Source organism: Halorubrum sp. CGM5_25_10-8B, from assembly GCF_005435095.1.
GTDB classification, from domain to species: Archaea; Halobacteriota; Halobacteria; order Halobacteriales; family Haloferacaceae; genus Halorubrum; species Halorubrum ezzemoulense.
Genome location: NZ_SGTY01000007.1, coordinates 91,897 through 105,541, shown reverse-complemented (window position 1 = coordinate 105,541; position 13,645 = coordinate 91,897). Strand labels below are relative to the sequence as shown.

Genomic DNA, 13,645 nt, shown 5'->3' with positions numbered 1-13,645 from the left:
CTCTCCAAAGACGGGACGGGGTGGGACGGCTCGCCCCCTACTGGGCGGGGATCGCTTCGGGCGCGATGTCTTCGACGGCCGCCTCGACCGCCGCGTCGATGTTGGAGACATCCGACTGGTAGACCGACTGGACGGCGTCGGTGGCGTCGGAGTCGTCACTGGCGAGCGCGCCGAGGCGCTGCTGGGTCGCGTCGATAGTCTCAGCCACCCACGAGTCACGGGCCTCGCGGTCGACGACTGTGATCGACTCGGGTTGGATGGACACCTTCACGCCGTAGTCCGTCTCGTAGTGGTGGAGTTTGCCGACCACAGCGACGTACGAGGGCGTCTCGGCCGCCCGGAGTATGTCCATTGCCTCGGCCTGGTACTGCCCCGCGTAGAGGTTGACGGCCTCACCAGCGGCCATGACGCGCCCCTTCCAGAACTCGGAGTCACTGCCGACGTCGGCCGTCTCGATGAGCGTCCCGACGACGAACACGCGGTTGGCCGCCTCGCCACTTGGGAGAAGCGTGAACTTCGGTGCTCGGTCATCCCCCTCGTCTTCGGGGCGGGTGAACGAGTGGGTAGCCTGGTTGAGTTCCTCGGCGAACAGGCGCTTGGCGGGCTGGCGCTGGGTGACGGCCGAGGCGATGGTCGCATCATTAAGGCCGGGGTTGTCTGTAGAATAGCTCGTCTCGACCGCTTCGTCCACGAGGAAGTACTCGCCGACGACCGGGCCGCGTACGTCGAAGGTCTTCCCGATGAGCGAGGCCCGGAGCTCCGCGCCGACGACGCTAGCGTCGAGGGCGTCTGCGGCCATTTCTTTCGCCGTCTCAAGCGAGATGCCGCTGACGGCTTCGGTCATCTCGGCGTTGAACAGCGCACGGACAGCGCGCTCACCGTCGTCAAGGATGGCCTTCAGCCGAAGGTCAAACACGCCGTCAACTTCGCCGTGCTCGGAGCAGCGGCCGTTCTGGACGACGCGGGTGCAGTCCTCGTGGGGGCAGCGCTTGATGAGGCCACTACCGTCTTCGAGAGCGGCGAGCGTGCCCGTCGCGCACACCGTCCCATCGGTGGATTCGACGGCGTCCTCGGCGGCGACCTCGGTGACCTCGCTGGCCTTGTTGAGCGAGATGGAGTACTTGCCTTCGTACTCGTTGGTGATGGCCGAGCCGATGTCGTAGGTGACGCCCTCCTCGAGGGCGGGCAGGCTCTCAGTGTTCTTCTGCCAGACGACGAACTTCATCTGAGCGCTCTCATCACCGATAAGACCGACCTGTCGCATAGAGTCGTGCTTGGGCTCCCAGAGGTCAACGACCTGCGCTCGGACATCCACCCATTCCTCCGCACCGAGTTCCGAGATGTCCTCAAGCATAACGCGCTCGAAGGCGTGCGAGCCGCTCGCGTCGCCACCGAATCCCGCCAGCGCTGAGACGTCCTCGGACAGGTCGCCGTCGTCGAGGTCGTACTCCGCTGCGAGGTTGCGAACCGTCGTCGTACTCGCCTCCTCAATCGGGACGCTGAACTCCTGCATAGCCGCGATCCGCTCCTGGACGGTCGAGGTGGGTACGTCCACGCCCATATCGCCGAACTTACCGCTGATGTCTGCCGCACGCTGCTCCACGCTGAGGTTGGAGTTTGCACTCATTGTAGTCTCTCTGAGGGGGTTCTCACGAGTCAGGACAGAACGAGGACGCGCCTCGCCCCACCCGCACTTCCCTCACCCCCTTTGGGGGCCAATACTTTCGGGAGTCGCAAGCAGAACAGCCGCCGGCGGCAGAGCGTACTGATCACACCACCCCGAGTGTTTGCAGGCTCTTCTTGGAGTCTCTGTCTGTGTCTCGGGACAGCTCGTACGCTCGTGCCGACCGACTGGGTTCGTCCCTGTCGCTCGTGAGTTCGGATGGTGAGAAGACGAACAGGACCGAAGTCTTCGTCGCCCTCTCGCACGTCCCTCACCCCCCTTTGGGGACCAATACCCACGGCGGAAGGGAGGAAGAAGGGAACGTGAAAATCGAAGTGTAGTGTTCGGTGGGCTCGCTGTCGGGTCGAGCTTCTAGAACGAGTAGTCGTCGCGGACAACCGCGTTCGCACAGGCTTCACAGAGGATGTCGAAGGGGGGCCACCCGGTGAGGCCGTCGGCGTCCTCGAGGAGCGCGGTGGGGACTAGGCCGCTCGTGCCACAGCCACCATCACACGAGGTGTGAGAGTGGCTGACCGCGGCGAAGGTCTCGCCGTGCGGGTCGTGGTCGGGCTTGCGGAACTCGGGTTCCTCGCCCGTCTTGAACACTACGCTGACGGGCTCGCGCCCGGCCGTGTGGTTGGTGTCGGTGCGTCGCTGGTCGGACTGGATGTTAGTCATCTCAAATCCCTCACCCCCATTTGGGGGCCAATACTCTCGCAGCGACGAGGAGGAGCACACCGCCGGCGGTGCGGGAGACGCGACCCCGAGACGCACCACGACTACCCCAACAGCGGAGCGAGGCAGACGGGTTAGCCGAAGAAGCGGGAGAAGACGCCCCGCTGTTTCCGGCGGTCGCGTTCGTCGGCCTGGATTTGCTCGTTTGCCTCCTCGTACTCGCGGAGGACGGCGTCGAGGCCGGTAAGCGTCTCTTTCGCTGTCACGACGTCTTCGCAACGAACCATCGGGCGGAGAATCTGTTTAAGCCGCTTGACGGGGTCATCCGGAAGGTCGGCATCCGCCTTCGAGAGGAGGCCCGCCTGCTTGAGCTGGCTACGATAGCGTTCGCGCTCACCCATCAACTCGTCCATCGCCTTGAGGTAGGTCTCAGCGGTGAACTTGTAGCGGTCCCGTTCCTCCTCGACGTCCGTGAAATCACGGAGCCGCTCTTCGAGGCGGGTCTGATACCGCGCAAGCACGCGGTTATCCTCACGAGCGACCTTCATCGCCTGCGCAGTCGGCGTCCGACCCTCGATATGCCCGACCGTCCAATCGGTGGGATACTTCTCAGCCTCGTCGAGATGGGGATTAGTCCGCGACCACTCCTGGCCGGCTCGTGCGACGGACTCGGCCATCATCCGCCGAGTACTCTCATTGAGGTCGGAGTCGGTGTCCGTCCCGTCGGGGGCGGCGGTCGCAGCCGCGTCCACAGCAGCAGCTGGGTCCACACCCACGTCCTCGGTCTCACTGTCGCCGTCGAGATCGGGGAGGACGTCAGGGGAACTCTCGCCGGTGGTCGCCGCATCATCCGTGTGCAGCGGGTCTGGGGAGCTCGGAGCGGCCTCGGCCGATGTAGACTTGCTATCACTCACGGACGATGCCGTTGGCCCGTCGGCCTTCGAGAACTTCACGCCGTCTTCACTCGGAAGTTCGTAGTGGTCGTTCACTCGAAGGAGTGCACGGGCGAGTGCGACCGCGCCGTAGGTCGCGCCACTTGAGTAGTGCTGGTCATCCCACTTGGGTCGCATCAGCCCGGAGTTGCGAAAGAGCGCGTCCATCCGATCGGGGTCTTTCCCGGTCCAGAACGCAAGGGTATGAGCGAACGCCATATCCGCTTCAGACTGACTCGGATAGTCGGCGTCGTGAGAGCCCCACATCGAGGAGTCACCTTCGTAGAGTCGGCGTTTGCGGTCGCCGCCTTGGGAGTCGTACATCCGCTTCAGAATCTCGCCATCTGACAGTTCGATACCGGGGCCGGCGAGGTCAGCAAACGTACTGGGGCACACGGGCGGGAGGTACTTCGTCCGAACCCGCTCGAGGGCTTCCCGGATAGCCGGGTCACGGATGTTTCTGAAGGCGTCACCGTAGCGCTCAACGAGTGCGCTTTCACTCTGCCGACCGGAGGCTTCGGTGGAACGCCGACCACTACGATTGTCTGCGTTTCCTGAGGTATCACTCGTGGCGGTATCGGTGAGACTCAACTGCCCGTCTGAGCTGGTCTCACCACGAATGTACTCTCGGTGAACTGCGTCTAACTCATCCTGACATTTCTGAATCTCCGTGGGGGTTCCCTCGAGGTGCGCGCCGGTCACCGTGAAGTAGCGATCGGAGTCATACATCTCGACGCGACCCCGGCGATTGCCGGCGGCAGTGAGCTCGCCTCCAACGAGGATATGCACACCCGTGCTGGAGGGCGACACCTCGGTATAGGAGTCGAGTCGGCCGATGATATCTTCGGCCCATTCTTCAAGTTTACCTGTATCAGGGTCACGACACTTATCGAGATCGACACCGGTGACAGAGACTGTATCGGTGAAGACGAAGCCGAGGCCATCGCCGGACACGCGGGAGTCGTTGAGGGCGGCCCACGCAGTGTCGAAGTCACGCCGGTGATTCGGGTCAGTGACGTCACAGTTGATGTCACCGCTGGTGCGATACGGTTTGGTCGGGATTTTGGTAGGTTTTCCACTGCGCTCTCCTTCGCGCCAGAGAATCCAGTTCTCGATGGTGCGAATGTCGTCCGGGATCCCGTCGTTTGTTACGTCTATATTCGTCATGGATTCATTGTGATGTCTGGAGGGGTCGTCGCCACTCGACGTCCGGCGAAACAAACCCAATTCGTCGATCTCGACCCGAATATGAGTGAAATCGACACCGCGCGCGCGATTTGCGCAGGAATGGTAGCCCTCTCCCATCCCATACTATGATATGTAGCACTGGAGGGGCGATATAGAGCCATTAAACTGCTCAATAGATTCTCTAAGCCATTTTGCGTGCGTGCGCTAAGTTGTAACGGTGGAGGAGTCGATTCAGACACAGATTCTTGGAGTAGAAGGCTCTTATCTGCCGTGCTCGCCGTGCGCGGATTGTGCGCGGATTTGCGCACATCCAAATCACTCTCGAGTCGGCCAAGTTTGATCGGGCCCACAAGAGGGCTTTTTAGACCATCTAAGGTGTTGTGAGCACGTGCGCTAAGTTGTAACGGTAGGGAAGTCGTCTCAGACCGCAATTCGGGGGATAGAACGCTCATACCCCTCGTGCGCGCCGTGCGCGCACTTTGTGCGAACCCCCAGAAATGGCTACTGGAGTTCATCGAGGAGATTTGAGACACCAACGAACTGCCACTCGCTGTCGTTGCCCCAGGTAGCTCGGGTTATGTCGGCGTAGGAGCGACTGTTTCGTTCGGCGGGCATTTCGTCGATCAGCCCCGCATTATGGAGGGCTCGTATGATATTCTTTGCTTCTGAGAGATTCGGGACAATCCAGATCTTCTTCTCGACTTCGAAGCGGTTGAAGTCCTCGTAGTGCTTGACGATGTGCTCGTGGCGAACGTTCCAGATTGCCTCCCCGATTACAGCTGGCTTATCATCTCTGTACGCAACGACATCGGGCTTCACGTCTGTCCCGAAGATTGGGGTATATCGTTTGACGAAGTAGTGATGGTTTTCGTCGTTCGCGAGTGTGCGAGCGAGTACCTCGACCATCACCTTGTGGTATGTCTTCTCGTTCACATCACCCTGGTCTTCTCCGAATACAACCCGTGCGCCACACGCACGCTGGCCGTCCTCGGTAACGGTGTAGTAGACGCGAAGATTCTCGGTCATCTCCTCCAGATAGCCGAGGCCGATAAGGCGCTCAGAGTCTACATCAGGGAAATGACTGTTGATCGGCTTCATGGTCTCGACGATGTCGAACTTGGGGTGTCGACCGTTGACAGTCGTCACGATAGCTGCGAGGAATTGCCGCTCTTGAACTGTCAGAGCCTCGTCCATGCCTGAGCCAACGCCACCAAGACGAGTATTTTGCCGGTCGGTGTGCTCCGCGTCTAAGGGACTATCCGTGGCCGTCCTCGTTCTATTGGCGGGGATCGTGTCCCTCACCGCCCCATCGTGTGTACCGGTGGTATCGGTCTCGTCCGTGCTTGTTGAGTCGGTCCCGTGGTAGAGGAAGTCGTTGATACGATCTTCCAGATTGCTTATCGAATCCTCACCGCCATTTTCAGCGAGTGATTCGGCCTGAGCGCCACCGTTTCCATCGAGGACTGCTCGGCGCGAACCGAAGTCGTCCGTGAGCTCGTCTGCGGGTCGAGTGAGACGGCTTGAGGAGTTAGTCTGAGCGTCACCAGTTGCAGGTTGCGTCCCGACCTGAGTTGCTGTGTTCCGCCGGCTCTCCCAGACGTCCTCTTCAGAGTCGGAGTCGGTACCGGACACATCGTCGTGGTGTGCGTTCGGATCGGTGGAGTCGCCTCCAGATTCGAGGTGGGACGCCGAGAGTTGCTCGGCGGAGGCGTCCGTGTTGCTTCCGGGAACGAGACAGTAGTCGTCCCGCGTTTGGCGTGTTTTCTTCGCGTCGATCTCCCCGAAGGAGTCACCGTAGGGCGAGAGTGAATCCTCAGTCACGGGGTCGTCCGAGTCCCAGTGGCCGGCGGGGATGCCGACCGGGAGGAGCGTGACAAGTTCGGGAACATCCGTCATGAAGCCCGTATCGGGGAGTTGGGCCACCCACTCCCCACGCGGGAGTGACGTAATCCGGTCGACGAGTTCCTCGTCGTCGATCCCCTCGTGGAACAGCGTCATGACGAGCTCTTCGTCGACGGCGAGCTTGCCGATGAGTTTCGTGTTGATGTTCCGTAGGATCTCTTTGTAGGAGGAGACGTCGAGTGCGTCAGCTTTCACCTGCTCGGCGAAGTGAACGATTACCTCAAGTGCGAGGCCGAACTCACGGCCGTCGGGAATCATATCGTCGCGGACGAGTTCCGACTGGAGTAGCGGCGCAGCCTCGTCGATAATCAGGTTGATCACGTAGCCATCACTGACGGAGGGGGTCTTTCCGAGGCGGTGGCGGAGCCGAGCGCCGGACCAGATGTAATCGAGCAGCATGAACGTGAAGAGGTTACTCGAGGCGGGCCGGAGGTCGCCGGTGTCGATGAGGACGACGCGCTTGCTCGCGAGGATATTCTGAATGTCGAACATCGGCGACTGGTGGGCGTAGTGGCCGCTCTCGTCGTCCCACTCGGGGACAAAGTTGAGAATCCGCCAGATGAACGACCGCTCGGCGAGTTTGGTTATCCGATTCATCACCGCGTCGATGGAGGTCATGAACCGCTGGCGGTCGGCGTCGACGTGGCGCTGAAGGGTCCGCCTGAGCGTGTCGTCGCTCACATTTGGGAGTTTGCCTTGGGCCTTGGTCGCCCCATCCATGCTCCCCAATTTCTGCATATTCATCGCGGCCGTGAGGAGTTCGCTGATGGGCCACGCGTCCTTGCCGTAGACGGAGTCGAACTTCGCTTTGATGAGGCTGTTGAGGATTTCTTGGGCGACAAACGCCTGGTCAGCCATTTCTCGACCGAGGACGTACACGAGCAGTTCGTTGTAGCGGTCGATCTTCTCTTGGACAGCGACCGTTCGACTGACGCCGGCGGCGAGCTGCGGGCGAATATCGAAGTAGGGGAACGCGAGGACTTCGTCGTTCGGCCCCGGGACGGGGATGTGGACGACGTCGTCGAGGTTCCCGAATTTCTTGAAGTGGGCGCGCTTGTATTGCTCGGTCATCGAGCCACCCTTCTTGTCGAAGACGAAGATGGGGCCGTCGAACGAGTCGTAGGCACTGAGGGCGTCGTTAATCATCGCGGTGGTCTTCCCGCCACCCGTCGTGGCCGCGCGCATGATGTGGTGGGTGAGCTGCTCGGCGCTCAGGCTGATCGGGATGTCGGGCCGGTTATCGACGGCAGTCTCGGCGTAGCCGATGTGCATCCCGTGGCTGTACTTCGAGAGGAGGTCCTCGTCGGTCGCGGTGAGTGGTGAGCGAGCGTCGGGTGACCCACCGGATGACCCTCGGCTCGCGCGCGGGAGAGCGTCAGTGTGGGGGACGACGACGAAGTTCGCGAGTTCGTCGGGCGAGGCACACAGGATGGGATCGCCTTTGCTAAAACGCCCGGAGAGCCCGCTCGAGGTCGCAAGGCGGGCGTGACAGAGCGCAGCCAACTCCTTGTCGCTGATGCCGAGGAGATCGCCTTCGATGCCGTAGTAGGGCCCTGACAGCGAGGTGAACGCGTTCGAGATGCTCTGGATGGTCTGTTCGTTACACGCGGCCCGGAGCGTGAGGTCGAACGTCGTCGTGGGCTGTTTGTGGTCGATCTGGGCCATCCGTGAGCCGGTGATCTTGTCGCTGTCTCCAGCGGTGACGGTCCCACCGACTTGTTCGGAGATATCGCCTCCGTGGATGTTGCGGCGTTCCTGTTCTGAAGTGCCGAACATCTGTCGGGCGAATTCGTTTTTGAATGCGCTGAGCGTCCCGTGGTTGCCCATCTTGAGGTTGCGCTTGTGAACCTCGGCTTCACTCGTCCAATCTGGCCGTGGCTTGAACACAGTCTGGAATATAAACGGGTCGTCGGAGTGTACGGCCTGTTCAAGGAGAACGCTGAGGGGTGACCGATACTGGTCGTCGTTATCCGTCGCGATGTCGCTGAACGGCCGCAAGAGCGTCATCCAGTCGTTCTTTTTCGATGAGATTCCTTTCCAGCGAACTAGCGAGGGGCGCTTCTCCTCGGGAACTTCCTCGGGACGGAGCGGGACACCTTTCTTAATGAGCTGCTGTTCGGCTTCTTCGGGAGAGGGACCATCGTCGCGACCGATATCGTGGTCCTCGAACACGGTGGGGTCCTCGAACCCGCTGAGGCGTTCGAGGTCGCCAATATCATCGAGGGTGGCGATGCGTCGCCCGCCGACCTGTGCGTTGCCGTTATCGCTGGCGAACGCAGCCACAGGGTTGAACGGGACGATCTCGAACTCGAAGGACTCAGGATACATCGCAGCGACGTTGGCAGCGAGTGTCTTGAACGCGGTTGCGTCGTAGGGCGTCACCGAGAGGTAGAAGTCGAAGCGTTTGGTGTCTCGCGGCTTGTGGACGACGAACTCGAAGGTTTTCTTCGTGTCTTTGAGTCCAAGACGACCGACGATGTTGAACCGCCCAGTGTCGGTGACACCGGCCCGATACAGGCCGAAGAGCCCTGCGATGATGTTACCGGGCGTGACCTGCTCGCGGGCAGGCGAGATGTGGATGTACGGGCGGGCTTCGATGGGGTCGCCAAGTTTCGTTCCCGGCCCTGACCCGGTCTCGACGTCCTCGTAGGCGGTGAGGCGGTCTTCGCGTTCACCATCGGCGGTGCCGCTATCGATGGCTGCAGGCGTGTTGACGCAGTCAAGATCTGATGATTCCGTACGAGTCTCTGCGGAGAGTCCATCACGGCCACCCTGGGCTTGGTACTCGCTGTCTGTATCTGACTTCGTCCTCTCAGATACCGACGTATCGGTGATTGTGGCGTCGACTATCGGGGACCGCTTTCGCCCTCGTAAGGCTGAATTCGGTTTGGCCGTTCCGATGTTCGAGATGTCGATACCTTTCCGCTCGAACACACTCTCAGTTGGTCGAGAGTCGTTCGAGGTGTCGGTCTCGGCGTCGCTGGCTGCCTTCTCGCGGTCGGAAGGGTCTGTGGTCATCGCGCCACCGCCACGGGGACAGGCACAATCGCGGGTACGGGGGTGAAGTCATCACCCAAGCGTACGTGTGCAACGGTCGAGAGCGTACCCGCAGAGGGGTCAATTCGATTACTGTGGATGCTGCTGATCATTTTTGTGATTTGCGTGTGAGCGTCTCGTCTCACGGATGCCGGTGGTTCAGGTAGCTCGGAGGCTGCCGCTCCCGAACGGCGAAACAATCCCGCCCAGAAAGGACCGCTTGGTGGGTCAGGCACGGTGGGGTGGTGATAGTCTGCTATTTGTATCTGTACTTGACAAATCAAGGGGTGGCGATCCACTCAAGCAGCGCCACAAAGACGGTAACGCCAAAGTAGAAGACTGTCATGCTGCCCCCACCGATCATAAGCCACATTCCGTTCTCTGCACGGTCGGAGTTCTTCCGTGCGGTAAACCAGACGACTGCGCCCAGCGCGAGTCCGACGAGACCGGCGTACTTCAGAACGAGCAGTACAGTGTCGTACAGGTTAGTCATGATGCTTTCCAAGCCACTCGTGCCAGCCCCAGCGGTCTGTGCCGCGACGGGTTGGACGAAGAGGATCAGCGCAATGAGCGCTACGAGGATGGGAACTCGGTGCTTCTTGAGGTGCTTCGTTACTGAGTGAGTGTTCATGTGATTCCTCGAATCAGGTACGCAAAGACCACAAATAAAGAAGCCCAGCCCACATTGAATGTAAGAATGTGGTAGATGTGAGAATGTGATCAAGACGATATTCAACAATCGCTGTCTGAGGGCTATCTGAGACTGCTATCCAAGCTTCCATAATATACGCGGGATATCAGGGGGATTCGCAGAGACGCGGGATTGTGTGGATTGACCGCTCAGTTTATTTAGGTGCTATGCGTCGCTAGGTGTGGACAGAAAACACCCTATACAGGGAAAGTCCATGAGAGGAGAAAATGTCGTCTAAAGATGATATCAACTCAACGACGGGTACTGCTGCCGACCACAACAAGCCTGAAAAGCCGATTAATATCAGTCTACATCGGGACACGCATGCGCGTATAACTGCCTACAAGCGCCTGACTGCGCATAAACGCCCGAGGATCTCCAAGACGCGACATCCAACTAGGAGAAAGGCGTTCGACGAGGCGATCAACGAACTCCTTGATTCGGTTGGGTTCCCCGAAGCCGATGCCTTTGAGAATCCAGAGTTCCCGGTCCTCCCAGACACAGACGACCAGACGTTCTCGATGCCTACAGACGATCGAACTGACTGATCTACGTGGTTTCGGCTAGACCACGTTCCTGCTGTACTGTGACCACACGCTGAGGGAAAATACGAAAATCCCGGTGAGCCGCTGTTTTAGAGGACGATCCAAGCGAGTGTACTGAACACGTTACCGCCGATACTTGCTCCGACGAGAGTGAGTCCGATAACGATACCACGCCGCCCTCGTGCGTCTGCGAGTGAATCTCGAGTGCCGAACGCCCACCAGGTCAATCCGGTGACGAAGATGGCGAGGCCGAGCGCTTCGAGCGCGAGACTGAGAGCGGTTGCGAGCTGTGAGAGGGAGGCCGCATGTGAACCCGAGACAGCGCCGTAGGGCCAGCCGGCAGGGAGGAATTGCGTCCCCAGAATGAACACGAAGACGTCGTAGATGACGTCGAGGGCAACGATGGCGACAAACCCACCCGCACCGCCGACGACCATCCCTCGGTAGCGGGTCATCGAGCGGGCGTCGTCCGAGGCGTAGAACCAGCCAATCACGCCAATCACGAGTGCGATAAGCATCCCGTAGCGCCCGATTACCTCCATAATCTGGTAGATGCGGAGGAACGGCTCGACGAAACTCCCGACGCTACTCACGCTTTCTTTCCTCCGCCACGCTTGGTCGTTCGACGGCGCATCCGCACGTACCAGACCGCGAAGATGCCGAGTGCGAGCCACTCAACGAAGATGAACGTGTTATTGATCGCCGCGGAGATGTACTGACCGACGGTTCCCACGGCTGCAAAGGCAACCGTACCTGGCGGCAAAAGATAGAGGATACTGTCGCACTTATAGTACGGATTCCCCGGGCCGGTGTCCCAGACATCACCGTCGTAGCGGGCTCGAAGGGACATACCGTCCCACGTGACTGGGGCACGGCCCCCGGAATCCGTGGTCACGGTCCACTCCGTCCCGTCTCCTTGCGTGACCGTAATAGTCTTACCGGCGAGGAAGTTGCTGTTCGTATCGGTCAAGATGAGCGTTCCTTCGTGATTTTGGCCCGTCGATGAGCGATTGATCTCCATCAGTCGAAGGACGGTTGGAGAGTACAGTTTGGTAGAAACCTCGAGCCGGTCGTCGAGACTCGCTCCGAAGGGGTTATTTGCGGTCGCGGTGGCCGTCTCACCCGTTTCGAGGTCGTTGGAGTTGAGGGTAACGGCGTACTGTCTGTAGAGTTCGGTCGGGGCATCGTTATCCGGATCGTCGACGCCGGTTGGGAGTGGTGCGCCACCGGGGCGGACATCGACGCGTGTATCGACCATTCTGAGGTAGCCCCAGCGTTGGGTTGTGACGGATCGCTGTTGGTGGGGGAAGCTCATCGTGACGTTGGCGACACTCGTCTGGTAGTGGTAGATCGCCGGCCAGCGGTCGTCGTGCGTGTAGGTAACATTGCGAGTACTTGACCCGCTCTCAGTCCGGACTTCTACCCCATCGTTCCGTGAGACGCCGTAGAAGCGCCACGGTGAGTCGATGTTGATGACTTTCCCATTGATGTCGATCTGAACCTGTCTCCATGGGTCGTGGGGAAGGTCTTGATCGCCCGTCCATGTAACGAGCAGCCGGTCATCGCCTTCGCCGTCGATGTGAACGACGCTGATGTTGAGGTTGGGCGAATCGAAGTCGGTGATAGTCACAGGGACGCTATACCGCGTCGTGTGCGTGTACGTGTCCGTACTGGACCGCGACCATTCGTTGCATCGTGAACTCGTGATTCCCCAGCGACTTTCGACCTCGCTCGTCACTTGGAGCGTGGCAGTGAGGGTATATTCACCTCGAGGATATTCGAGTGGCGTGCTGGACGGGTCTTCGATGGCAATCCAAGTGGTGTCTCCGAACTTCGCCCATTCGGAGTCACCGCTGAATCCAGGCCGGTCAAGACGAACAGAGGTTACTTCGGCACTAGAGTCGACGAGTTCGTACTCGGCCCACTTCGTCCGGTCGTAGTAGTGCCAGTGGGTGCGCGTATGCGTGTGGGTAGAGTTGTTGTGGGTGTGCGTCCAGCGATGGATATGCTTCTTCCGGCATTGATCTTCGTAGCCGTAGTCTGGCGGTGCGACGGCTCGGTGGTCGAAGGAAACGTAGGCACCCCGGGTCGGAACCCCACCCACCACGTAACTATCGCGATACCAAACTCCGCCGAAAACGTGGTTGATGCCGACCCACGCATCTCGAACGATATTGAAATCTGACTGCCCCCATTGCCGGGGCATACCCGCTCCATCGCTGGCGGGGTAGAGTTCTCGACCGTTCACTATCGGGATGGCGACCCGGTCGGGGTCCTGGGCATACTGCGTGTACTGGCCGGCAGTGTGGAGGTTCCGGTCAATTGTGTTCGAGTAGTACGCTTCGTGAACGAGGGCTCCCTCTGGGTTGGCAACGTAGTGTTCCTCTGCGTTGGGATTCCACCTGACTTCGGCGTTGTAGACGGGTTGCCACCCACCGTATTGGCTGGTGACGCGAACGAACCACTCTCCGTCTGTGCTCGTCGGCCCGTCGTAGGTGTTTTTATCATGTGCTCTGAGGAATTGCGTCTCCTGATAGGAGTGAATATCAGCGTAGCGCGTCCATCGGTCCCGGTAGGGAACAGCTTGGAAATCGCCGAGGTTTCTGACGTAGACATCCTGCGTCGCGGCATATCGAAGCATCTGCGAGGGCGATTGCGATCGGGCACTGAGCTCGGTCGGACCGTATGGATAGTCGTTCTCAAAGTAGCCGCTGTATGAGATGTCACTCGGATCGACATCGTCGTCGTTGTTCGCGAGGATGCGGTAGGTATCGTCGTACCGTTTATCGATGCCAGGATCGGAGGAGGGTATTGCGGTGATCGTCCCCAGTCCAGCGGCGGTAACGACGCTGACAGACGCGAGGAGTAGCGAGGCCGTGAGCACTGCTGCGATGTACGCGCGCGTGCGATGGGAGTACTTTCTAGAGCTGAACCAGGGGAGACAGAGGCTCCACTCGCAAAGTCCTGACCGGAATGTACAACCACCCGACGCGACACGCTCTCTCAGCGTGGT

Annotated in this window: 8 protein-coding genes; 1 reads left to right on the top strand and 7 read right to left on the bottom strand. The window is 59.9% G+C overall.

The features are described 5' to 3' along the window. Positions 1-37: 37 nt before the first annotated feature. The 5 genes from EXE51_RS17735 to EXE51_RS08260 form a co-directional block, all read right to left on the bottom strand. The gene (locus EXE51_RS17735; protein WP_199234040.1) at positions 38-1,627 is read right to left on the bottom strand and encodes a hypothetical protein; all 1,590 of its coding nucleotides are present in this window, start codon (positions 1,625-1,627) and stop codon (positions 38-40) included. A 408-nt stretch (positions 1,628-2,035) separates the two neighbouring features. Beyond that, complete coding sequence (locus EXE51_RS08275; RefSeq protein ID WP_137692428.1) at positions 2,036-2,341, bottom strand: hypothetical protein; 306 nt, start codon at positions 2,339-2,341, stop codon at positions 2,036-2,038. A gap of 131 nt (positions 2,342-2,472) precedes the next feature. Then, positions 2,473-4,437 carry a hypothetical protein gene (locus tag EXE51_RS08270; RefSeq protein ID WP_137692427.1) on the bottom strand — a complete coding sequence of 655 codons (1,965 nt, stop codon included), beginning with the start codon at positions 4,435-4,437 and terminating at the stop codon, positions 2,473-2,475. Positions 4,438-4,959: 522 nt separating this feature from the next. Next, positions 4,960-9,378, bottom strand: a complete 4,419-nt coding sequence (locus tag EXE51_RS08265; RefSeq protein WP_137692426.1) for an ATP-binding protein — start codon at positions 9,376-9,378, stop codon at positions 4,960-4,962. A gap of 298 nt (positions 9,379-9,676) precedes the next feature. Continuing rightward, a complete protein-coding gene (locus EXE51_RS08260; RefSeq protein ID WP_137692425.1) occupies positions 9,677-10,027 on the bottom strand; it encodes a hypothetical protein in 351 nt (116 codons plus the stop codon). Between the two features lie 287 nt (positions 10,028-10,314). Between EXE51_RS08260 and EXE51_RS08255 the strand changes: the two genes are divergently transcribed. After that, positions 10,315-10,635 carry a hypothetical protein gene (locus EXE51_RS08255; RefSeq protein ID WP_137692424.1) on the top strand — a complete coding sequence of 107 codons (321 nt, stop codon included), beginning with the start codon at positions 10,315-10,317 and terminating at the stop codon, positions 10,633-10,635. 86 nt (positions 10,636-10,721) lie between these two features. On the opposite strand, the gene EXE51_RS08250 is transcribed toward EXE51_RS08255, so the two are convergent. Beyond that, a complete protein-coding gene (locus EXE51_RS08250) occupies positions 10,722-11,225 on the bottom strand; it encodes a hypothetical protein (protein WP_137692423.1) in 504 nt (167 codons plus the stop codon). Beyond that, complete coding sequence (locus EXE51_RS17730) at positions 11,222-13,516, bottom strand: hypothetical protein (protein ID WP_199234039.1); 2,295 nt, start codon at positions 13,514-13,516, stop codon at positions 11,222-11,224. The genes EXE51_RS08250 and EXE51_RS17730 overlap by 4 nt, the downstream gene beginning before the upstream one ends. Positions 13,517-13,645: the final 129 nt, after the last annotated feature.